At 45.5% G+C, this 23742-nt stretch carries 20 protein-coding genes; 3 read left to right on the forward strand and 17 right to left on the reverse strand.

Annotated elements, in window-relative coordinates; all coding sequences use genetic code 11:
* Positions 1 to 10: 10 nt before the first annotated feature.
* The 10 genes from AABS66_RS17850 to AABS66_RS17895 form a co-directional block, all read right to left on the reverse strand.
* The gene (locus AABS66_RS17850) at positions 11 to 1657 is read right to left on the reverse strand and encodes a Na+/H+ antiporter (protein WP_206086283.1); all 1647 of its coding nucleotides are present in this window, start codon (positions 1655 to 1657) and stop codon (positions 11 to 13) included.
* A gap of 266 nt (positions 1658 to 1923) precedes the next feature.
* A complete protein-coding gene (locus AABS66_RS17855) occupies positions 1924 to 2457 on the reverse strand; it encodes a MarR family winged helix-turn-helix transcriptional regulator (RefSeq protein ID WP_241016898.1) in 534 nt (177 codons plus the stop codon).
* A 79-nt stretch (positions 2458 to 2536) separates the two neighbouring features.
* The gene (locus tag AABS66_RS17860) at positions 2537 to 3292 is read right to left on the reverse strand and encodes a maleate cis-trans isomerase family protein (RefSeq protein WP_272516347.1); all 756 of its coding nucleotides are present in this window, start codon (positions 3290 to 3292) and stop codon (positions 2537 to 2539) included.
* The gene (locus AABS66_RS17865; RefSeq protein WP_272539597.1) at positions 3292 to 4320 is read right to left on the reverse strand and encodes a carbon-nitrogen hydrolase family protein; all 1029 of its coding nucleotides are present in this window, start codon (positions 4318 to 4320) and stop codon (positions 3292 to 3294) included. Before AABS66_RS17865 ends, AABS66_RS17860 begins: the two co-directional genes overlap by 1 nt.
* A 15-nt stretch (positions 4321 to 4335) precedes the next feature.
* Positions 4336 to 5247 (reverse strand): fumarylacetoacetate hydrolase family protein, encoded by a 912-nt coding sequence (locus tag AABS66_RS17870; RefSeq protein ID WP_206086281.1) that lies wholly within the window; start codon positions 5245 to 5247, stop codon positions 4336 to 4338.
* Between the two features lie 152 nt (positions 5248 to 5399).
* A complete protein-coding gene (locus AABS66_RS17875) occupies positions 5400 to 6527 on the reverse strand; it encodes a cupin domain-containing protein (protein ID WP_206086280.1) in 1128 nt (375 codons plus the stop codon).
* Positions 6528 to 6555: 28 nt separating this feature from the next.
* Entirely contained in the window at positions 6556 to 8853 is a 2298-nt protein-coding gene (locus tag AABS66_RS17880; RefSeq protein WP_272539600.1) for a bifunctional salicylyl-CoA 5-hydroxylase/oxidoreductase, read from the reverse strand.
* A 16-nt stretch (positions 8854 to 8869) separates the two neighbouring features.
* On the reverse strand, positions 8870 to 9292 hold the full coding sequence (locus AABS66_RS17885; RefSeq protein ID WP_272681645.1) for an acyl-CoA thioesterase: 423 nt from the start codon (positions 9290 to 9292) through the stop codon (positions 8870 to 8872).
* Positions 9293 to 9302: 10 nt separating this feature from the next.
* On the reverse strand, positions 9303 to 10817 hold the full coding sequence (locus AABS66_RS17890; RefSeq protein ID WP_206086277.1) for an indolepyruvate oxidoreductase subunit beta family protein: 1515 nt from the start codon (positions 10815 to 10817) through the stop codon (positions 9303 to 9305).
* 10 nt (positions 10818 to 10827) lie between these two features.
* The gene (locus tag AABS66_RS17895; RefSeq protein ID WP_206086276.1) at positions 10828 to 13026 is read right to left on the reverse strand and encodes an indolepyruvate ferredoxin oxidoreductase subunit alpha; all 2199 of its coding nucleotides are present in this window, start codon (positions 13024 to 13026) and stop codon (positions 10828 to 10830) included.
* A 751-nt stretch (positions 13027 to 13777) separates the two neighbouring features.
* Here AABS66_RS17895 and AABS66_RS17900 point away from each other — a divergent pair.
* Positions 13778 to 14785, forward strand: coding sequence for an AraC family transcriptional regulator (locus tag AABS66_RS17900; protein WP_430225244.1), 1008 nt, complete (start codon positions 13778 to 13780; stop codon positions 14783 to 14785).
* A 570-nt stretch (positions 14786 to 15355) separates the two neighbouring features.
* Here AABS66_RS17900 and AABS66_RS17905 read toward each other — a convergent pair.
* From AABS66_RS17905 to soxR, 7 genes are all read right to left on the reverse strand, one after another.
* Positions 15356 to 16249 (reverse strand): SphA family protein, encoded by an 894-nt coding sequence (locus AABS66_RS17905; protein WP_430225245.1) that lies wholly within the window; start codon positions 16247 to 16249, stop codon positions 15356 to 15358.
* 81 nt (positions 16250 to 16330) lie between these two features.
* Positions 16331 to 17935: a phytoene desaturase family protein gene (locus AABS66_RS17910; RefSeq protein ID WP_430225246.1), complete on the reverse strand. Its 1605-nt coding sequence runs from the start codon at positions 17933 to 17935 to the stop codon at positions 16331 to 16333.
* 3 nt (positions 17936 to 17938) lie between these two features.
* Positions 17939 to 18721, reverse strand: a complete 783-nt coding sequence (locus AABS66_RS17915; RefSeq protein ID WP_206086273.1) for a cyclase family protein — start codon at positions 18719 to 18721, stop codon at positions 17939 to 17941.
* 10 nt (positions 18722 to 18731) lie between these two features.
* The gene (locus tag AABS66_RS17920; RefSeq protein WP_241016896.1) at positions 18732 to 19274 is read right to left on the reverse strand and encodes a flavin reductase family protein; all 543 of its coding nucleotides are present in this window, start codon (positions 19272 to 19274) and stop codon (positions 18732 to 18734) included.
* A gap of 15 nt (positions 19275 to 19289) precedes the next feature.
* Positions 19290 to 20534, reverse strand: a complete 1245-nt coding sequence (locus tag AABS66_RS17925; protein ID WP_272516344.1) for a styrene monooxygenase/indole monooxygenase family protein — start codon at positions 20532 to 20534, stop codon at positions 19290 to 19292.
* 32 nt (positions 20535 to 20566) lie between these two features.
* Complete coding sequence (locus AABS66_RS17930) at positions 20567 to 21352, reverse strand: SDR family oxidoreductase (RefSeq protein ID WP_206086271.1); 786 nt, start codon at positions 21350 to 21352, stop codon at positions 20567 to 20569.
* 236 nt (positions 21353 to 21588) lie between these two features.
* Complete coding sequence (gene soxR / locus AABS66_RS17935; RefSeq protein WP_225820685.1) at positions 21589 to 22086, reverse strand: redox-sensitive transcriptional activator SoxR; 498 nt, start codon at positions 22084 to 22086, stop codon at positions 21589 to 21591.
* Positions 22087 to 22185: 99 nt separating this feature from the next.
* Here soxR and AABS66_RS17940 point away from each other — a divergent pair, with 99 nt between their 5' ends.
* Entirely contained in the window at positions 22186 to 22614 is a 429-nt protein-coding gene (locus AABS66_RS17940; protein WP_206086270.1) for a DoxX family protein, read from the forward strand.
* Positions 22615 to 22626: 12 nt separating this feature from the next.
* The gene (locus AABS66_RS17945) at positions 22627 to 23736 is read left to right on the forward strand and encodes an efflux RND transporter periplasmic adaptor subunit (RefSeq protein WP_430225247.1); all 1110 of its coding nucleotides are present in this window, start codon (positions 22627 to 22629) and stop codon (positions 23734 to 23736) included.
* The last annotated feature ends 6 nt before the right edge of the window (positions 23737 to 23742 follow it).

The following is a 23742-nucleotide window of genomic DNA, read 5'->3' on the forward strand; positions in this document are numbered from 1 at the left end:
ATTTCATAAACTAGTGTTTACCATTTTTATGGTGATTCAGCGTTTCTTCTTTCAGATCCAATTCATCGCGTAAACGGTGATAAACCCGCTCATTAATGTTTTTATTTTTCCGCATGAGATATAGCGCTTCACGTTTTGCTTTCAATGCAGAGTTAGACATTTGACGTTCCATCTCAATCATTCGATGTAAATCATATACATCAGATTCTGTTTCATCGGTGTTATCGAGTCGTCTGCCATAAATTTCTAACAATTGTGCCCCAACCTCGGTACGCATAGCGATTTCATCCATATCCTCTGAAGGGTGGTTCATTAGCTCACGTAAGTGGGCCATAGCCGCTTCATTTAGCGCTAACCGAGCACGAATTTCATCATTGTCATATGGCAAGTCTTGGACTAAACCTTTTGTTAAAATCGGTAATGCAATACTGGCTATCAATAATGAACACAGGATAACGCCCATTGCCAAGAAAATCGCCACATCACGATTTGGGAATAGAGAACCGTCTGGCATCAATAATGGCAGTGTTAAAATACCTGCCAATGTAATTGCACCTCGTACACCTGCCGTCGCCATAATCGCCATCATACGAATATGCACCACATCCGCTTCTTTACCACGGCGACGGTTATGGAATACGGTCAAGGTCATTGAGATCCAAACCCAACTAAAACGTAAGATTGCCAGCGCCACCGTAATAATTGCAACGTAAACAAATAACATCCAAGGATGGCTTGCCCCTGCGGCGGCCGCAACTTCTGGCATGTTTGTCCACATACCTGGTAATTGCTCACCCAACAAAATAAAGATCATCCCATTCAATGCCGTTTGAACAGTGTCCCAAACGGCTTTACTTTGCATCCGTGTCGCTGCCTGCATACGCCCTGCAATTTTCTCATAGTGCATAGCAATACCCGCAACAACCGCGGCTAAAATACCAGACACATGCAAGTGCTCTGCAAGTAAATAAGCCGTAAACGGCATTAGCAGGCTGATCATGATTTGGATAGCAGGTTCCTCACCTGTACGCTTAACCAAAAATTGGTTTAACCAACCAATTGCCCAAGCGACCACTAAGCCAATTAAAATTCCACCGAATGCGACAAAGACGAATTCTCCCGCCGCTGAAGCAAGGGAAAATGTCCCCGTTAACGCGGCCACTACGGCAAAACTAAAGCAGACTAAACCTGTTGCATCGTTGAGCAGTGACTCGCCTTCCAGTATGTGCGCCATCCTCGATGGTAATGGAGAGTTTACTGTCATCGCAGAAACTGAAACGGGGTCGGTCGGCGACAAAATCGCGGCAAGCGCAAAGGCAACGGCCAATGAAATGGCAGGAATTAACCAATGAATAAAGAACCCCATGCCAATAACAGTAACCACAACAAGGCCTATCGCTAATGACATAATCGGTTTAATTTCTTGGAATAAGGCTTCTTTTGGAATACGCCAGCCATCAAGAAACAGCAATGGTGGAATAAATAAGAAGAGGAATAAATGAGGCTCAAATTCAACCGTAAAACCATACAGAGACAGCCCAGCTCCCAGCGCTATCTGAATAAGGGGTAATGGAATAATATCTTTGAGCAATCGCGAGATAAATACACTCACAATAACCGCAAGTAAAAAAACGAGTACAAGTGTCACAACTGACATTGATTGCTCCATATTTAGCTAATCATTAATTATCAGTAATGAAGTTAATAGATAAATTGAATCAATGTAAAGTAGCAATTAATTAACAGATACAAAAAAAACAAAATTCAGAAATTACCTATCTATCATTAGGTTATCATTTACCCCAATAGTGTCACCAAGTGTGAGAAAGTTACCTATCAACTTGATAATTAACAATAAAAACATCCGTAATACACAAATCATTCATCTAAGATAAGATAGCTCTCTAAGTTATCATTAATTGATTATTCAATTAAATTTTTAGTGTTATTTTTATTTTTTAATTGTTTTTTGCTGGTTGCTTTTTTCTCAGTGTTTCCTGTCTCACTTACGTTCTCTAAGCTATGGCGCTCAATTAACTCCTGTAAGACTTCTTTAAGCATCTTACTCTTACGCAGACCTAGTGGAGCGAGTACCACCTCTTCATGTTGTTGTGCTTCAACTAATAGCCCATCGACTAATGCCATCCCACTGGAGGTAACACTCACCAATGTAATTCGCTTATCACTCCCACTATGATTATTGTGACGGAGCACATGCCCTTGCTGTTCTAAGCGTTGTAAAACACGAGTAATTGTCGGTTGTTTACTAACTGTTTTTTGCGATAGTTCAGTGATCCCCATCGAGCCATTACCCGCTAATGTTGATAGCACCCGCCACTCCAATACCGATAACCCTTTTTTTTCAACAATTGCATGAAATTCAGATGAAACTAACATCCATGCCTGCCCTAATAGGGCAGGCAAGTAATTATCAACAAAAACCTTTGAGTCTGACATCTGTCCCTCTCGATACGCGCTATGCATAATTGCATTTAATCTAGCCCCTCAAGAGTAGCAGAAGGAGACGATAATTCAGCTAAAACTTTCCACTGAGTAAAGACCCAAATCCATCAGCCCGTGTCTCTAAGCCAAGCTTTTTCAACATCATATAGGTTGTCGCCACCGAAGAAGACAGCACAGGTAAACCCACTCGGTCTTCAATTAATTGCACCGATGGCAATGATGGCATTTGCACGCAAGCCGATGCGACTATCGCATCCACGTTGGAGTTGAGTCTCTTAGTGATTTCCACTGGCGCCAGCGGGTCTTGCCTACCCACTGCTAAGTTATCAGGGATTTCCAACGAAATGCTGTCCACCACTTCAATACCTTCGCTTTCAATATACTCAATCACTAATTGCGTCAACGGCTTCATGTATGGCGTCAAAATAGACACTTTTTTTGCACCAATGGCATGTAGCCCATCCACTAACGCCCCCGCACTGGTCACAATCGGTGCGGGGTGGCCGTTATCCACCGTACGTTGATGTAAACGGCTTTCCGATACGCGGTGGTAACCTTTCCCCATGCTCATGATGGCAACCAAGCAGGCATACCCCAGGACATCCACCGCCGCATCCGATAGCTCAAGAGCGCAGCGGTCGCTGTCAGAATCCATTTGAGCCAGCTCCTCTTTGGTCACTTTTTTCATCCGCATACGACTGGAATGAAAGGTAAAACGCTCCGCAAACTGCGCTTCCCGTGCTCGTAAAATAGCGGGAATTTCCGTTTCCATAGTGGTGTTCGAGGACGGAACAATCTGCCCAATCCGAAATGTGCGTGCCAGACTCATCATTTTTTCTCTCCAAACGGTTCATCGCTATCAGTCATGGGATTTAATTCATCCACACTTTGCCCCTCGCCATAAAAGCGGGCAGCACTCAATGGACGGCGATTTACCTGTAAATCGAAGATATCAAAGCGGTTATAGTGCCCCGTGATATCGTGCATTTGCCGCGGTTGAATACAGCGGTTTAAATCAATATCACCGTACACAATCCCTTCTTTATCAATCAGTGGTTCCCCCACCACACGACCATCGGGGCCGATAATGCCCGAAAATGCACTGTTTGGGCGAGCCAACAAATCACGCGCTTCAGGGTGGCTCGCTGACATCGCATCGATAATCTCCGTCGACACCGTCGAGCAGGAAACGATGGTGAACACTTTTCCCTCAAAACAATGTGCCGACGCACGCAGGCGGATGGCCTCAGCCATGTCATAATCTTTCGGAGCCACAGGCAGTGCAATATAGCTGGCAATGTGCACTAATTCCCCTTGTGCCAATAACGCAAAGCGCGCCAAGGTATTGGTATTTTCCCCGCACGCCAAGGCACCCAGTGGCCCGACGCTGGTTTGGTGCACTTTTAACGAGGACGCATCGCCATTTGCCCATGTCAGTTTTTCCGCCCATGTCGGCACCAATTTGCGGTGACGTCCCAGAATTTTACCCTCATCAGAAATGGTCACTAACGTGTTATACAAGGTAGCAATACCGTGCGGGTTACGCTCATTGACGCCAATCACCACATTGATACGGTGACGTGCCGCAGCTTGAGCGATTTTTTGGATTTCTGGCCCTGGGACTTCAATGGCCGATTTGCACAGTTTTTCAAACCACGGGCTGCCGTCAATCGGGTTCATCACCCAACTCCAATACGGGTAACCCGATATAAACACTTCAGGAAACGCCACTAATTTGGCACCGTTATCCGCCGCCTCTTCAATCAGCCGACAGGCTTTATCCACAGTGGCATTCGTGTCCAAAAACACGGGGGCCGCTTGCACCGCTGCGGCTTTAAATTGCGCTAAGTTCAACATGCTTTGGCTCCTTTTTTACACCGCCACTACAGGATGGCGCAGCTCACCAATGCCTTGTACATATGCCTCAATCACATCCCCTGGCCACACCCACTCTTGCGGTGAGCGTCCTGCCCCCACACCTTCAGGGGTACCCGTGGCAATAATGTCCCCTGGCTCAAGAGTAATCCCCTTGCTGATATCTTCAATTAACGCGTTCACGTTAAACAACATATGACGAGTGTTGGATGATTGCTTGGTCACGCCATTAACTTTTAAGCTTAAGTCCAAAGTGTGTGGGTCTGGAATTTCATCCGCAGTAACAATACATGGGCCAAATGGTGCGTAGGTATCTTGCCCTTTTGAGTAAATCCATTGCCCAGCGCGACGGCAATCACGGGCGCTCATGTCAATCATTAGGCTATAACCAAACACATAATTCAGCGCATCTTTCGCTGCCACCCCTTTGGCTCGCGTACCCATAATTACCGCCAGTTCCACTTCCCAATCCAGTTGTTGGGTAATTTGAGCGTTATGTTCAATTGCATCTCCTGGGCCAATCACTGTGGTCGGTGGCTTAGAGAAAATCACGGGCTCTTTAGGAAGCTCTTTCGATGTGTCTAAGGTACGACTGGATTCCGCCACGTGCTCAACATAATTGAGCCCAATCCCAAAGATGTTTTTGCGGGGACGTGGGATCGGTGCCAAGATTTTCACGTTTTGCACTGGCCAAGCCGTTCCTACAGGAAATTTCCCTTGGTATGTGTTCAGCAACTCGGTCCCCACACGTATCCCTTGCGGGCCTAAATCAATAAAGTCCAGCATGTTATCGGGTAAGTACAGCCCTTGCTCTTCTGCCAAGCACGCCAAGTCGACGACTTGGTGGTCAACAATCGCACCCAAACGGGCCGCAGCAGTGATATCAGAACGGTAAGTAATTAAGCGCATGGTGTTTTCTCCTCAGCATACGGCGTTTCGCCATCTGCCTATTTCAGGTAAAATCGGTTAATCAAATATAAATAAAAAATAAACTAACAAAATCAATTGAATAAATAATTTCATCGAGGTTAGGACGTGAATCTTGCCCCTTACTCCACCACCTAGCCCGTCATTTTTTGATGGCCATCGTTGTCCACTAATGCCTCTTCGTAATACAACCCCAATGACTGCATCACGGGTAAGTCGTTAAAACAGAACAGGCACGCATCATCAGTCTGTGAGGTGTTCACATGCTCATGGAACATCCACGATGGCACACAGAAAATATCCCGTTCTTGCCAATCAAAGCGCTGTCCATTAATAATCGAATACCCCTGGCCTTTCGCCACTTGGTAAATGAAGCTCCCCGTGTGACGATGGGCTTTGCCAACAAACCCTGGGCGCAGCAATTGCATACTCGCACCGATGGTGGGCATCACGTGACCACCCGTTACAGGGTTGGTGTAATGCATTAGCACATCATCAAATAGCGAACCGTCGGCCACGTTTGCGGCTCGGCACAGTGCCTCATAGGTTGGCCCCCATTGATATTTAAATAATGGCGAATAGGGTTTATCCCAGCCGATATCGTGTGGGCGTAAGGCAGTACCGCCCCACATCCCCACAGGGTAATCAATAGGGCGCGTGTGTGCTTGGTGTAAGTCTGGATGGACTTTGTAAAAACCCGCTTCCATCGCATTGACCAGCGGAATGTCCAGTCCATCCTGCCAAATGCACGGCAAGCCATCTTCCGCGACACCGTGTTCGTGCCACGTCCCATTCGGGGTTAGTACAAAATCATTCGCTTCAAGCATCATCTTTTGCCCTTCCACGATGGTGTACGCTCCGCGCCCTTCCATAATAAAACGTAGTGCTGAAGAGGAGTGGGCATGGGCAGATGCTGCTTCCCCTGGGTGCATCACTTGCAAGCCAGAGTACAACCAGCCCACGGCTGCCGCCACGTCTTGACGACCTGGGTTATTGAGATAAACCACTCGCCTCCCCGCTTTTTCAGGGGTCACCAGCTCCACTGAGCGCAATACATGTTCACGCAAATCACGGTAACGCCATAACACAGGGACTGACGACGACTGCGGCTGCCATGGCTCAATCTTGTTTGCTACCGTCCACAAGGCCCCCGTTTTCAGGTCGGCTAACTCTTGGTAATACGCTACAAGCTCAGGGGTATCTGCTACATCTGCGCGGCCTGCCACGCTTTCACGGTATTGGTCATGGGATTTCATGTTCATCGGCTCGTTCTCCTCATTCACGGGGCGATTAACGCCCGTTGGATTTGACTTGCTGCAACAGCTGTTGACGCCCATATTCATACGGCGCAGGCCACGTGACCTCCCAACCGTGACGGGCACATTCGTGCAGCAGCCACGCAGGGTTCGATAATAACGGGCGTGATAGAGCACAAAGGTCAGCACGCCCCGCGGCAATAATGCTGTTGACTTGGTCAGCATCTGTAATTGCCCCCACCGCTATCACAGGGACTCCCGCCTCATTGCGCACGCGGTCTGCCATCGGTGTTTGGAACATACGCCCGTATACGGGTTTTTGTTCAGGGGACACTTCCCCTGATGAACAATCGATAAGGTCAGCACCCACTTGTTTCATCGCCTTGGCCATCAATACGGCCTCGTCCACGGTGGTACCACCCTCAACCCAATCGGTGGTCGAAATACGTACCGCCAACGGTTTCCCCCACACGTGGCGTACCGCCTGGATCACCGCCAGTGGGAAACGCAGGCGGTTTTCAAGGTTACCCCCGAAGTTATCAGTGCGCTTATTCGTCAGTGGCGATAAGAAGCTCGACAATAAATAGCCGTGCCCTGCTTGTAACTCTAACCAATCAAACCCCGCATGGTCTGCCCGTTTAGCTGCTGCTACAAATTGGTCAATCACCGTCGCCATTTGCGCTTCTGTTAAAGCCGCTGGCGTTTGGGACACGTTCGGTAAATACGGCAAGGCAGAAGCAGATACGAGCGGCCAATTCCCGCTCTGCAATGGGTAGTTTTCCTGCTCCCACCCCCGCTGGGTTGAGCCACGGCGCCCTGCATGCCCCAACTGAATGCCGATTTTGGCCGTACTGTGTTGATGCACAAATTTTGTCACACGTTGCCACGCCACCGCCTGCTCATCATTCCATAACCCTGGGCATCCCAATGTCATACGAGCATCTGGGGCAATAGCCGTCATTTCGGTCATCACTAATCCCACACCACCTAGGGCACGGCTTCCCAAATGCACTGTGTGAAAATCACCCACCACACCATCAGTGGCGCTGTATAACAAAGTCGGCGAGGCCACAACGCGGTTGTTCAACGTAATATCTCGCACCTGAAATGGTGTAAGCATTGGAGGAACATGCCCTGTTGCGCCTGCTTGCGTAGCAAACCACTGCTCATAGTTATCCAGCCACGCCGCATCGCGAACGCGTAAATTTTCATGGGAGATGCGCTGAGAACGTGTTAGCAGTGAGTAGGCAAACTGCTCAGGGGCAAGGTTTTCATAGCGACGAACATTTTCAAACCACTCAGTCGAGTTACGCGCTGCATTTTGAATTTTTAGCACTTCCACGCTGCGTACCGCTTGGTAATGTTCAAGTCCTTTACGCAAATCCCCTTCTGTGGTTTTCAAGCTTTCACACAGTTCAATCGCATCTTCTAAAGCCAGTTTGGTGCCTGACCCAATAGAGAAGTGGGCGGTGTGCGCCGCGTCCCCCATCAGCACCACAGGTACGTCTTTACCTGGTGAAGGCTGTGTCCAATGCACCCAGTTATCACAAATCACCCGTGGGAAACGGATCCAAATTGCTGCACCGCGCAAATGCGCTGCATTGGCAATCAATTTCTCCCCATCTAACCACGGGGCAAACAGTTTTTCACAATACGCAATGCCATCTTCTTGGGACATCTGATCGATACCCGCTTTGAGCCATGTTTCTTCGGTGGTTTCAACGATAAAGGTCGATAACCCCTCTTGGAACTGGTACGCGTGAACTTGGAACCAACCGTGTTCATTTTTGGCAAATAGGAAGGTAAAGGCATCGAAAATCTTTTTGGTGCCTAACCAGACAAAGCGGCAACGACGCGGGTCTATGTCGGGCTTAAAGACATTTTCATAGCGGGTACGTACCGCGCTGTTAATCCCGTCAGAGGCAATCAATAAGTCCGCGTTGTACTCACGTGCAATGGCTTGGTCATCCGTTACTTGGGTTTCAAATACCAGCTCCACCCCCAGCTCAAGACAACGATCTTGTAAGATATTCAATAGCTTTTTACGGCCAATCCCAATAAACCCGTGCCCACCGCTGCGATTACAGGCACCATTAAAGTGAATGTCGATATCGTCCCAGTGACTAAACTCTGCAGAAATGGTCTGCGCAGACACGGGGTCAGCGTGACGCAAATTGTTGAGCGTCGCATCAGAGAACACGACACCCCAACCAAACGTGTCAAACGGGCGATTGCGCTCAACGACCACTACGCGGTTCTGTGGGTTTTGCAGTTTCATCAGTAGCCCAAAGTACAGCCCAGCGGGTCCCCCGCCAATACACACTATATTCATGAAAGTACCCCTTTGTTTATACCGCTGACTGAGCCGTGAGTGCCTGATGTAAGGCCTCTGGAATAGGAATGGCTTGGTGTGTAATCAACGAAGTTGTAACGTAGGTTTGTGTCACTTGCATACGCAGCTCCCCCGTCACACTGATACAGCGTTGGCGCAGCGTGAGTGACTTGCGCCCAATTCGCTCAACTATCAGCTCTAAGATGACGTCATCCCCCATGCGACTAATGGCTTTAAACTCAGCCTCTAGGTGCACAGTAGGTAACCCGAAACGTTGTTCGAGGATGTATCCAGCAAACCCTTGGGGGATCAGCGCATCAATCCAACGTTCAAGGAGGTTATTGAACATCACGAAATATTGTGGATAAAACACGATCCCTGCAGGATCACACTCAGAGAAATGGATCTTATAGGGTTTAGTAAATTTCAATAAACTCATGATGTTATCCTTAATCCATAGCCAAACGTTGGCGACATTTCTTTAATTCATGGCCATATTCATCAGCAAGCGCAGCTTCACGTAATTCGCGTAAGCTAATCGGCGCTAATTTGCTACCTTGCCGCGTCACGATGTCCATCAAAACCTGAAAATTACGCAAACCTCTCGCATGAGTATCGCTATACCCTTTTACTACCCGCTGGCATTGCGCAATTTCAGTTGCCAAAGCGGGGTTTGTCCGTGCGGCATCAACCACTGCTGTGAGCCATTTTTCAATTCGCTGATTTTCTAATTGATAGCGTAAAGTTGAGCGTCTACCTTTTCTCCAAGCGGCGAGCACATATAACTGTAAAAACCCCCACAAAGAACTGGTAGTGATTGTTCGCCCTCGTTGCGTAAGTTTGCGAAGCGCTTTGTGAAACCAATGTGGCTTCATCAACCAATTACCTAAATTCTTGGGAAGCGTTTCGCAAATCTCTTCAATACGTGGATGCATAAATTCATTGATATCCAATAATTGGTCATCTTTAGCGTGAACTTCATTACGTACTCGAGTGAATCGGCTATCACGAATTTTGAGGTCAGCCACGCGAATGGTGTCTTCATAAGACATCCATAATGCTAAGTGGCGAACAAGTGCTCGTTGTAAACGCTCATCTTGGCCACCTTCTTGCGCAAATAGGTTGTTAAGGCGGTCTAAATACAACGCAGCATAAGCAGGGTCTTGGTAATCAATTAACCGGCGAACACCTTCTGTCACTAAATAATGAACATGAGGAGCAAATTCATGATCAATACGCGCTAATAGCGCAGAAATTTGTTTATTTTTAGGGGGTAACGAAACTGTTTGAGCTGATTGAGCTTGGTATGCCTCTTCGGGTTGCGCGGCTTTTTCAGCACCAAGCGCAAATGCACGCAGGCTGGGTTTTACCCCGACACCACCGCGCACGATGGTTTCTTCAAATTGTGTGCGGCTAAAAGGTAAAACGCCTGAACCAAATAAAGCGCCAAATAATACTGCGCTGATCACGCTACCGCTTTCTTGAGCGGCTTGCGCCATATCAAAGTGAATGAATTGACGAGCTGCAAGCCCCGCGTGGCGGATCAATGCTTGGCTATCAACCCGACCGTCACCCATGGCTGATTTCTCAGCAATAGAGTAAACACGGTGTGTAGAGCTAATTAACGTCGTGCGTTCTGGCGTAACAAAACCACGTTGAACAGAGCGACCGGCCTCCATAAGTTCAGAGGCAAGGACAACATCCACATCGCCTGGCATTGGCATCAATGCCAAAACAGGTGCTGGCGTTTCTGGGTTATCCGCGCCAGGAAACAATTCAACGTAATAAATCGTTGCTCCTGTACGTTGAGCAACGCCTGGTACAGAGGTGGTTTGTGCAAAATAACCGTTTTCTTCGCCTAAATTAACAATCCAGTCCGCGAGGACGCCGCCGCCCTCACCCCCCATGGCTAAAATGGCGATTTTAATGGGCTGTAATGCGATTGATGATGGAGATGAAAGCATTTATTCCCCCTTAGAAACTGAGTTCTTCACGACGACGTGCATCACGACGTTGTAAATAGCCAATAAACCAACCGCGGACACGGTGGCGTAATTTGTCCCAGCGATTTGGATTGGTAATAATTTGTGCTTTAAAAAACGAAGGGCATAGAACGGCAGCGTGTGAAACCTCGCCGCATAAACCACATCCCACACAACTGTCCATCACTGTCGCCACAGGATCTGTTCTTAATGGATCTGGATTTGGTTTTATCGATAACGATGGGCAACCCGAAAGGCGAATACAGGAGTGGTCCCCCGTACAGGTGTCAGGGTCAACACCAAAGCGCTCACGGACAACGCGTTTTCCTGCAGCAACATCACTACGAACTTTTTTCTTTTCGCGACGCTGTAGATTTAACATGCATTCACTTTGCGCAATCAGTACTTTAGGGCCTTTCTCATCGGTAGTCAGTGCTTCACGCAATGTATTAGTCATTGTTTTTAAGTCATAAGTGCGCTTGATGGTTTTCACCCAATTCACACCAACCCCTTTAACTGCTTTTTCGATTTCATGGCCTGTGCTGCGGGTTGGGTTAAGTGCTGTTGATGACAAGATGTCTTGCCCACCTGTTGCTGATGTATAACTGTTATCAATAACAATGGTTAAGTTATCACTACGGTTAAATACGCTATTAGCGATACCACTGGTTAAGCCGTTATGCCAAAAACCGCCATCCCCCATGACTGAAATCGCGCGTTTCCCTGCTTTGGCATTTAATGCCGCTGCTCCTGCACCACCCAAGCCATACCCCATTGTTGTATTACCGAGGTTGAATGGTGGAAGAATAGAGAATAAATGGCAGCCGATATCAGCACTGACATGGTGCTCGCCAAGTTCACGCTCAACCAGTTTCATTGCTGTAAAAATAGGTCTTTCAGGGCAACCTGTACAAAACCCTGGTGGGCGCGCATGCACAGTGTCATCGAGTGTTGGCTCTGCTGCATTGACATATTCAGGCAATAATTCTTCGGTTTGCCCAGCAGCAATGTTAATTGTTGGAATACGAATTTGTTTCGCAGCCGCTTTGACTTGAGGTTCTATTTTTCCGTATCGTTCAAAAAAAGAACGCAGACCTGCAAGTACCGTCGCGGTGTTATACTCTCCCGCCATTGGCAGCATATCTTTACCATGTAATTCAATATCGATGTTTCGCTGACGTAAAATGCTAGCAACATTCTGCTCAACAAAATTCGGTTGTCCTTCTTCCAACACTAAAATCGCTTTTTTATTACGACAAAAACGTTCAAACTCTTCATCAATTAATGGGTAAGCAACATTCATGACATATAATGGAATTTTGCTATTACCAAACACATCGGCTAAACCAATTTGGTTGAGCGCGCGGATCAATGTGTTATAGCACCCCCCTTGTAACGCGATGCCAACATCATCAGCATCCTCAGCAAAAAACTCATTTAATTCACGTTGTTGAATAAACTTAACAGCTGCTGGCCAACGTGCTTCGATTTTCTCTTTTTCATGCAAAAAGCTCGCAGGAGGCAACACAATGCGGCTCACATCGCGAGTTGGGTTTTCAAGTGCATCTTTAACTGTAAATTTTGGATGTTGGTTATCTGCACAAACAAATTGCCCATGCACATGACATGAACGAATACGCATTTGCAGCATAACGGGTGTATTACTGGCCTCAGATAAATCAAAACCATCTTTAACAGCTTGAACAATCGAAGGTAAATTTGGACGAGGGTCAAGTAACCACATTTGTGATTTCATCGCAAATGCATGACTGCGCTCCTGCATAATTGAGGAACCTTCGCCATAATCTTCCCCAACAATAATCAGTGCGCCACCTAATACACCGCCTGACGCAAGGTTTGCCAGAGCATCGGAAGCAACGTTTGTTCCAACAGTTGCTTTAAATGTTACCGCGCCGCGCAAAGGATAATTAACAGAAGCCGCTAACGTTGCAGCAGCAGTCGCTTCGCTTGCACTATTTTCGAAACGAATACCATATTCAGACAGAATATCCTGTGCATCTGCCAGAACATCCATGAGATGTGAAATTGGCGCCCCCTGATACCCTGCAACATAGGAAACACCAGATTCTAATAAGGCTTTTGTCACTGCAAGAATGCCTTCACCACTGAAAACATCACCTTGCCCTTGTCGTAACTTTTGAACTTCTTGAACAAACGAGCGCTCAGCCATTTTAACCTCACCAGTCAACGTCAGAACGTTTTTTATCTTTTTTGTGTTTCTTAGTTGTATCTCTTTTGTTAATTAAAGGTCAATCCATGATTAATCATGTAAATTGAATTTATGCAGAGAGTGGATAAGCCCTGCAGATAAGGGACAGATCACCTTTAAAAACAAGAGAAAAAGAGAGATTTACGACAAGAAATAGCCCATAAAGAAGAACAAAAGATAATGTATAAAAAAGGCGTTAAATCATTAAGCAACAGTCAATTACCCCTACAATAAAAAAGGTTTTGGCATTTTAAACCACTAAAAAATTGATTTTCAGATAATGAAACCAATAAAAAGTTAAATTAAAATACAAATAGAACGAACAATATGATTAATCATGTATATTTTACTAAAACAAAATAAAAATAACTTTATTTTTTATATTGTTATGGCTATCACAATAACCACACTGTTTCTGATTTCTTGCACTTTCTGGATAGTTTTTGCACATATTTAGCTAGGTAAGAAAAATTGTTTATGATATGTTCAACTGACAATTGGTTAAAAATATTTTAACGGAATGTTAATAAAAAAAGATTAATCATCATAATAAATAAAATAAAGTATGTTGAATAAAAAACCTAAAGCACTTTTGCCTTAAATAAAGTAATTAATTGAATTCATTGAGAAAACCTATAATAAGCAAAAATAGCCAAGCCACTACTTAAGTCAGTCAATGGGGGGTTGGCGACTCATTTTGGAGGTACCTTCGATGTTGAGCAACTCGTGGTCCCATTCATCTGCGCCTCAGATTGAAAATCAGATCTGTTCGTCAGAACGTTTGTTATTTACATCTGCTGATCCTGAAGAAATAAAATCAATGGTGGGTCGAGTGATGAAACCGCACCAATTTCATCAACTCAATCCCCATCAACGCCTTGATGCACGTATGCATTATATTCCTATGGGTGATATTTCCTTAAGCCGCTTACGCTATGGTGCGGATGTGACAATTGCACCAGGAAAATTAGAGGATTTTTTTCTTTTACAAATGCCACTTGCAGGCAGTGCTATCATTGAAAGTGGTGGAAAACGTCTAGAATCTACACCGCAAATGGCTTCTTTATTAAGCCCTGAAGAGTCAACAATCATGCGTTGGAATAGTGATAACGACCAATGCATGTTAAGAATTTCTCGATCATTATTAGAGAGATCATTAGTAGGCCAACTTGGCCATACGCTGGATAAACCACTCGTGTTTGAATTAGGCTTTGCATGGCAATCTTGTATTGAATGGCGCACGTTGATGAATTACCTGATTGAATGCGCTACAAGAACCCCTGATCTTCTGCAACATAAGTTAATTGCCACGCAAGTGGAGCAATTAGTCTCTGTTACGCTACTTTCTACACACGCCCATAACTATACTGAAGATTCGGGCTTACGCCGAGCGACAATCCGTCCCCGTCATGTTCGCCGCGTGCAGGAATACTTAGAAGCTCATGCCCATGAGCCAATTACAGTGGAGCAATTAGCACATATTGCAGGTGTCAGTTTACGTAGCTTATATGCAGGGTTTAAAGAGTTTTTAGATATTAGCCCCATGCAATATTTACGTGATTTGCGTATGGAGCGCGTACGTGCAGAATTGTTATCAGGTGAAGCCACCAATGTCACTGGGGTTGCACTGCGTTGGGGATTTGCACATATGGGCCGTTTTAGTGCTGAATATAAACAACGCTATGGTGAATCACCAAGTCAAAGTATAAAAAAAGCTTAATAACAATAATTATTATATTTATTAAGCTATTGTATATAATATGATATTAAAATATAAGAAAAAAAACCCCTCTTTACTCTAAAGTATAGAGGGGTATCTAATATAGAGACAAAAATGAAAAATACGTTATTCAGATTTTCAATTAATTTTTAACTCACACATAAAAATTCAAAAATAAGACCATAAAGCATTCATATAAATTTTTACGTTAAAGCAAAAATGTTATATTTTTAAATGATTAAAACACTAAAAAATAAATAAAAATCAATGCAATAAGAATATCTTAATATAGAAATTTAATGCTAGTTTATATTACAACTAAAAACCGAGCGAAATAATATACACTTAAAACATTAAGTCAACTCTATTTTCAATATTAAGGATAAATTAGTTAATTTAACTTACACCAATAAAATGGAAGTTAAAATCCATTAAACCTTCATTTAAATATAAAGATACATTTTTATCTTTTTATTCACAAAGAATATCATTTATATATTTACAGTATAAATAAAAAAGCACAGCATGGTTTTTATTATGCTGTGCATTCAAATCAATAAAATTAAATAGTTAGAAAGGAATAGAGGCTTTTAAATAAATTTGATAACCTTCTGGGCGGTTTCTGACTTCAAAATCTTTTTCCCATTTAGCAGTAAACAACCAGCCTTGTGGATTCGCGTAGCGAATTGAAGGGCCGATGGAGTAAGCACGCGCTTTTCCTTGGGCCGAATTCGGGCCACTGTCATCTGTTGTTTGCCAAAAAGCATAGCCGCCAATCCCTGCTACCCACCCATTACCAAATCCCCAACCTAAACCATAATCTGCATGAAAGGCTTGCCCTGAGCGAGTTTTCGTATCGTTATTGCGAAAATTGAAGTCATACATCATTTTTAAATCCGCATTCACGCCCACAGGGGGAATATAGCTAATTGCCCACACGGGTTGTAACGCCCAATAATTTTTACCTAAACTAGAAGGGTCTGTTTTACTGTATTTTCCTGTCGGTGCATAGGCATCTAACCCAACCACATAATGTAAATCTGCCGAAGGGTGGAAGCCCAGTGCAGGTCCAAACGTTACATCGCCTAGCCCACGACTCGTCTCTTTTTTACCTGCCGCTTTTGCAGTCACATCCAATAATGGCACGATGGTATGGAAGGCTAAGTCACCACCCAGTATTTTTTGATCCGTTACCCAAATTAAGCGAGGAGCCAATACATTCACATTCACGCTAAAACCTGGCACAGGAATTTTATCCCCTTTATTATCGCGAATACTGTCATAATGGGCATTTCCACCATACATCAGCACATGTACACCTTGCGGAGGTAATGCACCTGACATAAAGTTTTCGAGACCATCGGGATAGATCCCTAGCCCACCCCCTTCCGTCGCGAGGGTACCAAACGAAAGTATGCTGAGACACGAACCTGCAACAAGCTGACTGATTATTTTTTTATTCATCATGTTTCCTGCCATAGTGGGTTTTCTTACTGTGTGTGCTTTGCCTGTTATCTCGCAGTTCCCTTGCGTTTTATTTATGTCCTATTTTTTCGTCAATTTTTGCGCTACAAGGTAACCTGAACCACCGCTAAGACCAGGGCCTGGATGTGTTGATGCGCCAATATGAAAAAGGTTTTTAACCGCTGTTTTGTGTGTTTTTGTTTGACCTGATGCTGCAAAAGGCCGTAACCAGAAAAATTGGTCGGGGGAACAAGTACCTGAATAGGGATCGCCACCGACAAGATTGCAGTTATAACTTTCTAAATCTGCAGGAGAAATTGCGTGGCGCCCCACGATCAACGAAGAAAAACCAGGCATGACTAACTCTAAACGTTGCTGAATTCTATCCGCGACCGCCTCTCGTACCTCTTCATTCCACCGCCCATCTTCAGGGATGCGAATTTCTCCTGCGGAATCACCTTTTAGGCGCCTTGGCAATTCTTGCATTTGGATCCATAAAATCCATCCGCCATCTGGCGCACGGCTGGGATCTAACGTAGTAGGTTGCCCAATGCCAAACGTTGGTTTTTCAGGTAGATAACCATTATTAGCTTGAGTGACCGACAAACAGACTTGCTCCATACTTTCGGTGAAATGAACAAGTGGCACATTTAATAATTCGGGATTACACCAAGGTGGTGGCGCACTTAATGCAAAATGAATTTGCATACCTGCACGGCCATAGCGGTAGCCTTTTGCCCTTTCCATCACCTGAGGCGATACATTATCGAGTAATGAGCCATATAGCTGCGTTGGGGTCACGTTGCACACCACACTTTCGGTAGCTTGGATCATTTGTCCATTGACGATAACACCCGTCGCACGGCTATTTTTCCCCTCACCTTGAGTCACTATTTTCTCAACGTGCATTCCCGTTTTAAGCTCGCCACCATGGGCTTCAATCACTTTCGCAAATGCCTCAACGATGCGATAACTGCCGCCTTTGACGACAGGCATCCCACCAGCAACAACGGCAGCGAAGGTTAATTTACCAATTAGCGCCGAACTCGATTCATCAGGCCCTAACCCTGTGTGAAGTACCCATGGCGCCATCAATGTGCGGCTAAAATCGTGTTGTAATTCACGTTCTGACCAACGACGAAAGCTTTCCACACCTGATTTAGCAAAATCCAACAACCCATCGACACCCCGTTTACGCCATTCAGAAAACAACAGCTTTAACATACCGCCGCTATAAGGGTTTTGCCCTAATAAACCAAATGTGAGCGCCGCATCTTGGGTGAATAATTTGTCTGCCATTTTACGAAATGCTAGCCCATCACCAGGCGCAATGAGATCGAGCTGTTTCGCGGCCTCAGCAACATCCCGCTTCAGTGCAATAGACTTCCCATCGGGTTGGACTAACCCTGTTGAATAGTCGCATTGGGCAAACTCTAATCCATACTTTTTCAGATGGGGTTCTAATTCTTGATAGCCGGGGCTACCAACAAACAGTGAATACCAACAAGAAAGCAGATCATGGGTATACCCTTCAAATAAATTTTCAGTCCGAATACAACCGCCTAAGCGATCGTTTCGTTCTAACACCAACACCGATTTTCCGCGCACCGCCAGCAAAGCCGCGCACATCAAGGAATTCATCCCGCTACCAACGACGATCACTTGTGGGTTAGAAAGTGTTGCCATACCTCACCCCACTAGTGCCAAGACGCGTAATGGGCTACCTGATCCCCCTTCGATTTTCAGCGGAGCCGCAACAATTACCACGCCTGTTGGCGGTAATTTATCGAGGTTTTTCAAGCACTGTAGGCCATATTTATTATTGCCATGCATTAAGGTGTGGCATGGGTAAGGTACAGGCCAACTGTAGGACTGCCCTGCATCAGTATTGATGGTCTCAACACCAAACCCTTTTACGTCACGCTCGTGAATGAGCCATTCAACCGCTTCTTGGGAAGGCCCTGGTGTGTGAGCCCCATCTTCACGCATACTCACATAAGCCGCAGGATCATCCGCTTTTTTCGACCAATCCGTTCTAAAAAGTACCCAAGCCGCTTTGGGAATTTTGCCATGCTTTTCTTCCCATTTTTGCAAAAACTCGACCGTTAACACCCAGTCTGAATTTTCAGCCACTTCTTTGCTTGCATCAACCACCACGGCAGGGGCAACAAAATTTTCAACAGGGATGGTATCGACCGTGTTATTCGCTTGGTCTTTACCACTGATCCAGTGAATAGGTGCATCAAAGTGCGTGCCTGTATGTTCGCCACAACTAAAGTTATTCCAATACCAAGCAGGGCCATTATCATCGTAACGGGAGATTTGCTCCATACTGAACGACCACACCTGCCCAAACTGCTCAGGTAATTGCAGTGCAGGGAATGATGGCGATAAGGTTTGTGTTAGATCGACAACCTGAATATTGCCTTGCTGTAATTCTTTAGCGAATGTCATCAATGCTTGCTGATTCATGGTGTTTCTCCTACGCCAATGGCGATTCATGTAAAGCGGTAAAGCCACCGCCGTGGAAAACTAACGGCTTACCCGTTTCACTACCGATACGGCGCACATGCCCCACCATCAATAAATGGTCACCTAGAGTGTCTTGCTTGTGGTTTTCACAAACCAGCGTCGCAATCGCGCCGTGCAAAGCAGGCACGCCTTCAGGGGTTAGATGGATAGCCACCTCTTCAAACTTGTTTTCAATGCGTGGATTCGCAAAGCGCATAGCAAGTTCTTGGTGCCCGTGGCCTAAGATATTGATGGTGAAATGTGAGCAATCACGAAATACCGCTAAGTTTGGTGAATGATTCACTAAGCTCCATAAAACTAATGGTGGGTCGAGTGATAACGAGGCAAATGAGTTAATGGTTAGCCCCACATCACGGCCATCTGCGGTTCGTGTTGTCACGATTGCGACCCCTGTTGGGTAGCACCCGAGCAAATTGCGCAAGGTTTTCGACTCAAATTCGGTATGACCCCATTCCCTTTCGCACATAAATGTATCCTCTGCAATCATAGACATAGCCAATCCTCCCCGTTAAGCGCGGGCTTCTTCCATCATTTGTGATTGAATGTAGGCCTCACATGCCGCCCCATCTTTCCACCAAGGGAACAGAACTGGCGGGTAGTTAAAAGCATTTGCAATAGTGTGTGCGAGGGATGGTAATTGCTGGGCAGCACCTAACAGATGCAAAATATGTGGCTCTGGTGGCGCTAATAATGAGTTTGTCCACTCCACAACATGGCGACCATATTTCCAGAACTGTTCGAAGGTGTCGTTCATCCACTGTGCAGTATAGGGCTTATCACCGTGCGCTAAGATCGCGTCATAGTAGACTTTACAAGCCTTAGTCGCGTTATTCGAGCCTTGGCCTGTTAATGGATCGTTCGTCACTAACGCATCCCCTAAACCAAACACAATCTTACCCGATGGCAACGTTAATACAGGCTTGCGCACCGTCGGTGCAAAGCGCCCAGCTAAGATTCCGTTATCATCCGTCAATTCGATATTACGACAGCGATCGGCTTCCCAAGGTAAATAGGTGTTAAGGATTTTTTTACTGTACGCCAAATGTTCTTGCGGTGTACGCGCCTCCCCCCACTGATCCATTGGGCCACCAGGGATACCTTCAAAGACCATAATGTGGCAATCACCGCTATTGGTCAGGGATGGAAACACAAAGTACTCACCAACACCAGGGATCAAGTTAAACGACACTTGAGAGTATTCAGACGTTGGCAACATGCCGTGCACATAAGTGAGTGCCAAGGCACGTTGGGGTTTATCATATGGCGAGCGCGTTTCATCACGTTCAAGCAGTTTAACAATTTCCCCTTTCCCCCCCGCCAACACAACGAGGTCATGGGTTTCTGCCAAACGCTCCAGCTCTGCAACGCCAACATCTTCAATACGTAAATTGCCGCCACGTGCTGCAAACAATTCCATCCAATAAGGCATTTTAATGCGCTGATCGACGGCTTGTGCATAGTTGTCTAAGCGCGAGCGCCAAGAAATGGCTTTTTCACCTGTTTTTTCAGGATGAGGAACAGTAAAACCGATGCCTTCAACAGGAGGGCATTTGTCTTCCCAAAAGTTAATCCCCAAATCACGCTCAAATTGCAGCGAAATATCAAACATGCATTGACTCGACATCACACGGCCATTTTTAACATCCTCTGGTGTGCGGTTTGTCGCAACAGTAACGAAATAGCCTTTATCTAACAAACCTAAAGCCAACGGCATCCCCGCTTGACCACCACCTACGATAGCAATACGACGCATAGTATTTTCCTCAGCAAAGTTTAAATGGTGTCTTATTGTGCAAGACGGGGAATTGCAGGTTTAGCCTGTTCAGGGCCCATAGCGGAGTAACCGCCATCAACGGCGTAATCTGCGCCAGTCACGAAACTCGCCAGATCAGAAAGTAGGAACGCAACAACTTGAGCCACCTCTTCAGGGTCACCCACGCGTTTTAATAAGTGATAATCCGCCGCAACACGGTCGGTTTTTTTGCGGTCTCCCCCCGTAATTTCATCCATCACACGGGACCATGTCCAGCCAGGGGAAACCGAATTCACACGAATACCGTTATCGGCATAATCCATCGCTTGGCTGCGAGTCACTTCCAGCATCGTTGCTTTTGATGCGGGGTAGAGCCAACGGCCTGTTTGAGCAACAGAAGACGAAATACTGGTAAAGTTGACGATGGCACCTTTACCTGCTTTCACAAAGTGTGCTTTGGCAAATTGCGCCGCCATAACGGCACTGACCACATTGATATTTAATGCAGTTAACCAGTCTTGTCGTGAAGATAGCTGGCCTTCGTCAAGATAAGTCGCGGCCAGATTAACCAAAAAATCGAGTTGCCCATACTTTTGAGCAACACGATCAATGCCCTGTTTAAGTTGTTGATCGTCAGTGATATCCACAGGCAAGAAATCAATATTTGGCTCACTTTGTGCGACTTTTTCACCATTGACTGCGTCAATATCAAAAATAGTGACTTTAACACCATAACTGCTCAGCACTTTTGCCACTGTTGCGCCAATTTTGGTCGCGCCCCCAGTCACAATTGCAATTTTGCTATTCAAACCTTTCATCGTTGACGCCCTCTTTTCGCTCTCATCTTATTACAATGAATTTACAAAAAATTAACATAACTAATAATTACGCAGAATGAGCGAAAAGCTGTAGCCGCTGGGCGCAAAAAATATCCACCCAGTGCGGCAATTTAGTCAACAAAGCGATGATATATGAGGGGAAATAGCCACTTTTCGCAGCAGCTATCCAAAAAATGAAAAGTGTGATTAATAGCAGGACATAATTCTATCGTTATTTAAGGCCGCTCTAAAATACGTGCGCCAGGGCCTCTTTTCCCTAATACGTCATCAGGGTTACGCAACGGGCAATCACTTAATGATAAACAACCACAACCAATGCAATTATCCAATTCATTACGTAAACGCGTGAGCTGCCGAATACGTTTATCCAACGAAACACGCCATTGTGTGGACATTTCCTTCCACTGCTCCGACGTAAGTGCACTATTTGCAGGAAAACGGCCTAATGCATCCTGTATTTCTTGCAATGGAATACCTGTACTTTGCGCAACTTTAATAATGGCAATATAGCGCAATACGACTGAATGGAATCGCCGTTGGTTGCCGTGTGTTCGAGTACTTTGTATTAATCCTTTTGATTCATAAAAATGCACAGTAGAAACAGGAACACCTGAACGTTTAGCGACCTCACCAACCGTTAGTGCCCTTGTAGGATCGATGTTTATTCCGCCATTTTTTTGGGGTTTTATCGCTTTCGTGTCTTTACTTGCCATTTTTGCTTACCTTTGCTTGACCTCAACTTAACTTAAGGTTTTATAGTGCGACCCTGTGACTTTGTCAATTGACGTTATTTTTTGAAAGGGGATAGGTTCATGCCATTGGTTATCACCAAAATGTTAGAAAGCAATAGCTTATGGTTTATTGCTCGCTTACTTGTCTTGGTTTTATTTATTTCATCAGGGTTAGCCAAAGTACTTAACTATGAAAGTAGTCTCGCTGAAATGCGTGCTGCTGGTCTGCATCCAGACTGGTTCTTCAATATAGCCTCTGCCGCTGTGATGCTGATTGGCTCAGTTTTCGTATTACTTAACCGTTTGTTATGGCTTGCAACAGGGGCACTTGCCACCTTTTTGTTCCTCACCATTGTGATTGTGCACACTTTTTGGAGTTATACGGGAGAACAAGCACAAATCGCCATGTTTTGGGCTATTGAACATATTGCTGTCATTGGTGGGTTAATTGCCATCGCGATTGCAGGGCATTTTCGAGGTCTTTATTTCTCGCTGAAAATGCAGAAATAGAAGGAAAATTAAATGAGTAAAAAAACAATAATCACACTATGTACTATTTTAATCGCAGCAGGGGGCGGTAGCGCCATTTATTCCACCTACGCACAAAATGAGGGCGACAAAAAAGCGGCATACCAATACCCGCCAACCAAGGTTGCACTCGCTACGGTCACTCTAGATACGGCACCACGAACGTTTTATGGTGTGGGAGAATTAGAGGCTGGCAGCCAAGTGCAAGTTGCGGCAGAAACGAATGGCCGCATTACTAAAATAATCTTTGAATCTGGACAACAAGTCAAAAAAGGCCAAGTTTTAGTGCAGCTCAATGATGCCGTAGAGCAAGCAGATTTATCTCGCTATCAAGCACAGATGCGTAATGCAGCACGCTTATATCAAAGAACCAGTTCGTTATCTGCACAACATTTAGTAGCTGAAGCCCAAGTGGATAGTACTCGAGCAGAGCGCGATATTGCTCAAGGGCTCATTCGTCAAACTCAAGCGTTAATTGCGCAAAAAACCATTCGTGCACCTTTTGATGGCACGATTGGTATTCGTCAAGTGCATGAAGGACAGTATCTAACACCTGGTGAAACCATCGCAAGTTTGGTTGATACCAAAACGTTAAAGCTGAATTTTTCATTAGACGAGCAAGCATCCCCTGAATTACATCAAGGGCAAGTGGTTGATGTTACGGTAGACGCCTACCCAAATAAAACCTTCCCTGCTCGCATTACTGCGATTGATCCTCTCATTGGTAAATCACGCACTATTGCGCTACAAGCGACATTAGAAAATAGCGATGGCACGCTCAAAGCAGGTATGTACGCCAACGTGAATGTGGTTCGCCAAGCCAATAATCAGGTACTTACTATCCCAGAAACAGCTGTCACTTATACCGCTTACGGGGATACAGTCTTTATTACAGAGGGTGAAGGTGATGCCATGACGGTCAAACGCGTTTCCGTCAAAACAGGCCAACGTTGGGATGGCAAAATTGAAGTTGAACATGGGTTAAGCGCTAACGATAAAGTGGTCACATCAGGCCAATTACGCCTCAATAATGGTTCTGCAGTTACGCCAGTTGCGCAAGATACCTTGTCTGAACCCACCGTACACACTCAGCAAGGTTCATAAGGAGGC

Origin of the sequence: Providencia sp. SP181, assembly GCF_050446505.1 — a bacterium.
GTDB classification, from domain to species: Bacteria; Pseudomonadota; Gammaproteobacteria; order Enterobacterales; family Enterobacteriaceae; genus Providencia; species Providencia vermicola.

What these genes read in the sequence shown, in the direction of transcription:
- AABS66_RS17850 (WP_206086283.1), bottom strand. Translation starts at nt 1,657, where the DNA reads ATGTCAGTTGTGACACTTGTACTCGTTTTTTTACTTGCGGTTATTGTG.
- AABS66_RS17855 (WP_241016898.1), bottom strand. Translation starts at nt 2,457, where the DNA reads ATGTCAGACTCAAAGGTTTTTGTTGATAATTACTTGCCTGCCCTATTA.
- AABS66_RS17860 (WP_272516347.1), bottom strand. Translation starts at nt 3,292, where the DNA reads ATGAGTCTGGCACGCACATTTCGGATTGGGCAGATTGTTCCGTCCTCG.
- AABS66_RS17865 (WP_272539597.1), bottom strand. Translation starts at nt 4,320, where the DNA reads ATGTTGAACTTAGCGCAATTTAAAGCCGCAGCGGTGCAAGCGGCCCCC.
- AABS66_RS17870 (WP_206086281.1), bottom strand. Translation starts at nt 5,247, where the DNA reads ATGCGCTTAATTACTTACCGTTCTGATATCACTGCTGCGGCCCGTTTG.
- AABS66_RS17875 (WP_206086280.1), bottom strand. Translation starts at nt 6,527, where the DNA reads ATGAACATGAAATCCCATGACCAATACCGTGAAAGCGTGGCAGGCCGC.
- AABS66_RS17880 (WP_272539600.1), bottom strand. Translation starts at nt 8,853, where the DNA reads ATGAATATAGTGTGTATTGGCGGGGGACCCGCTGGGCTGTACTTTGGG.
- AABS66_RS17885 (WP_272681645.1), bottom strand. Translation starts at nt 9,292, where the DNA reads ATGAGTTTATTGAAATTTACTAAACCCTATAAGATCCATTTCTCTGAG.
- AABS66_RS17890 (WP_206086277.1), bottom strand. Translation starts at nt 10,817, where the DNA reads ATGCTTTCATCTCCATCATCAATCGCATTACAGCCCATTAAAATCGCC.
- AABS66_RS17895 (WP_206086276.1), bottom strand. Translation starts at nt 13,026, where the DNA reads ATGGCTGAGCGCTCGTTTGTTCAAGAAGTTCAAAAGTTACGACAAGGG.
- AABS66_RS17900 (WP_430225244.1), top strand. Translation starts at nt 13,778, where the DNA reads ATGTTGAGCAACTCGTGGTCCCATTCATCTGCGCCTCAGATTGAAAAT.
- AABS66_RS17905 (WP_430225245.1), bottom strand. Translation starts at nt 16,249, where the DNA reads ATGAATAAAAAAATAATCAGTCAGCTTGTTGCAGGTTCGTGTCTCAGC.
- AABS66_RS17910 (WP_430225246.1), bottom strand. Translation starts at nt 17,935, where the DNA reads ATGGCAACACTTTCTAACCCACAAGTGATCGTCGTTGGTAGCGGGATG.
- AABS66_RS17915 (WP_206086273.1), bottom strand. Translation starts at nt 18,721, where the DNA reads ATGAATCAGCAAGCATTGATGACATTCGCTAAAGAATTACAGCAAGGC.
- AABS66_RS17920 (WP_241016896.1), bottom strand. Translation starts at nt 19,274, where the DNA reads ATGTCTATGATTGCAGAGGATACATTTATGTGCGAAAGGGAATGGGGT.
- AABS66_RS17925 (WP_272516344.1), bottom strand. Translation starts at nt 20,534, where the DNA reads ATGCGTCGTATTGCTATCGTAGGTGGTGGTCAAGCGGGGATGCCGTTG.
- AABS66_RS17930 (WP_206086271.1), bottom strand. Translation starts at nt 21,352, where the DNA reads ATGAAAGGTTTGAATAGCAAAATTGCAATTGTGACTGGGGGCGCGACC.
- soxR (WP_225820685.1), bottom strand. Translation starts at nt 22,086, where the DNA reads ATGGCAAGTAAAGACACGAAAGCGATAAAACCCCAAAAAAATGGCGGA.
- AABS66_RS17940 (WP_206086270.1), top strand. Translation starts at nt 22,186, where the DNA reads ATGCCATTGGTTATCACCAAAATGTTAGAAAGCAATAGCTTATGGTTT.
- AABS66_RS17945 (WP_430225247.1), top strand. Translation starts at nt 22,627, where the DNA reads ATGAGTAAAAAAACAATAATCACACTATGTACTATTTTAATCGCAGCA.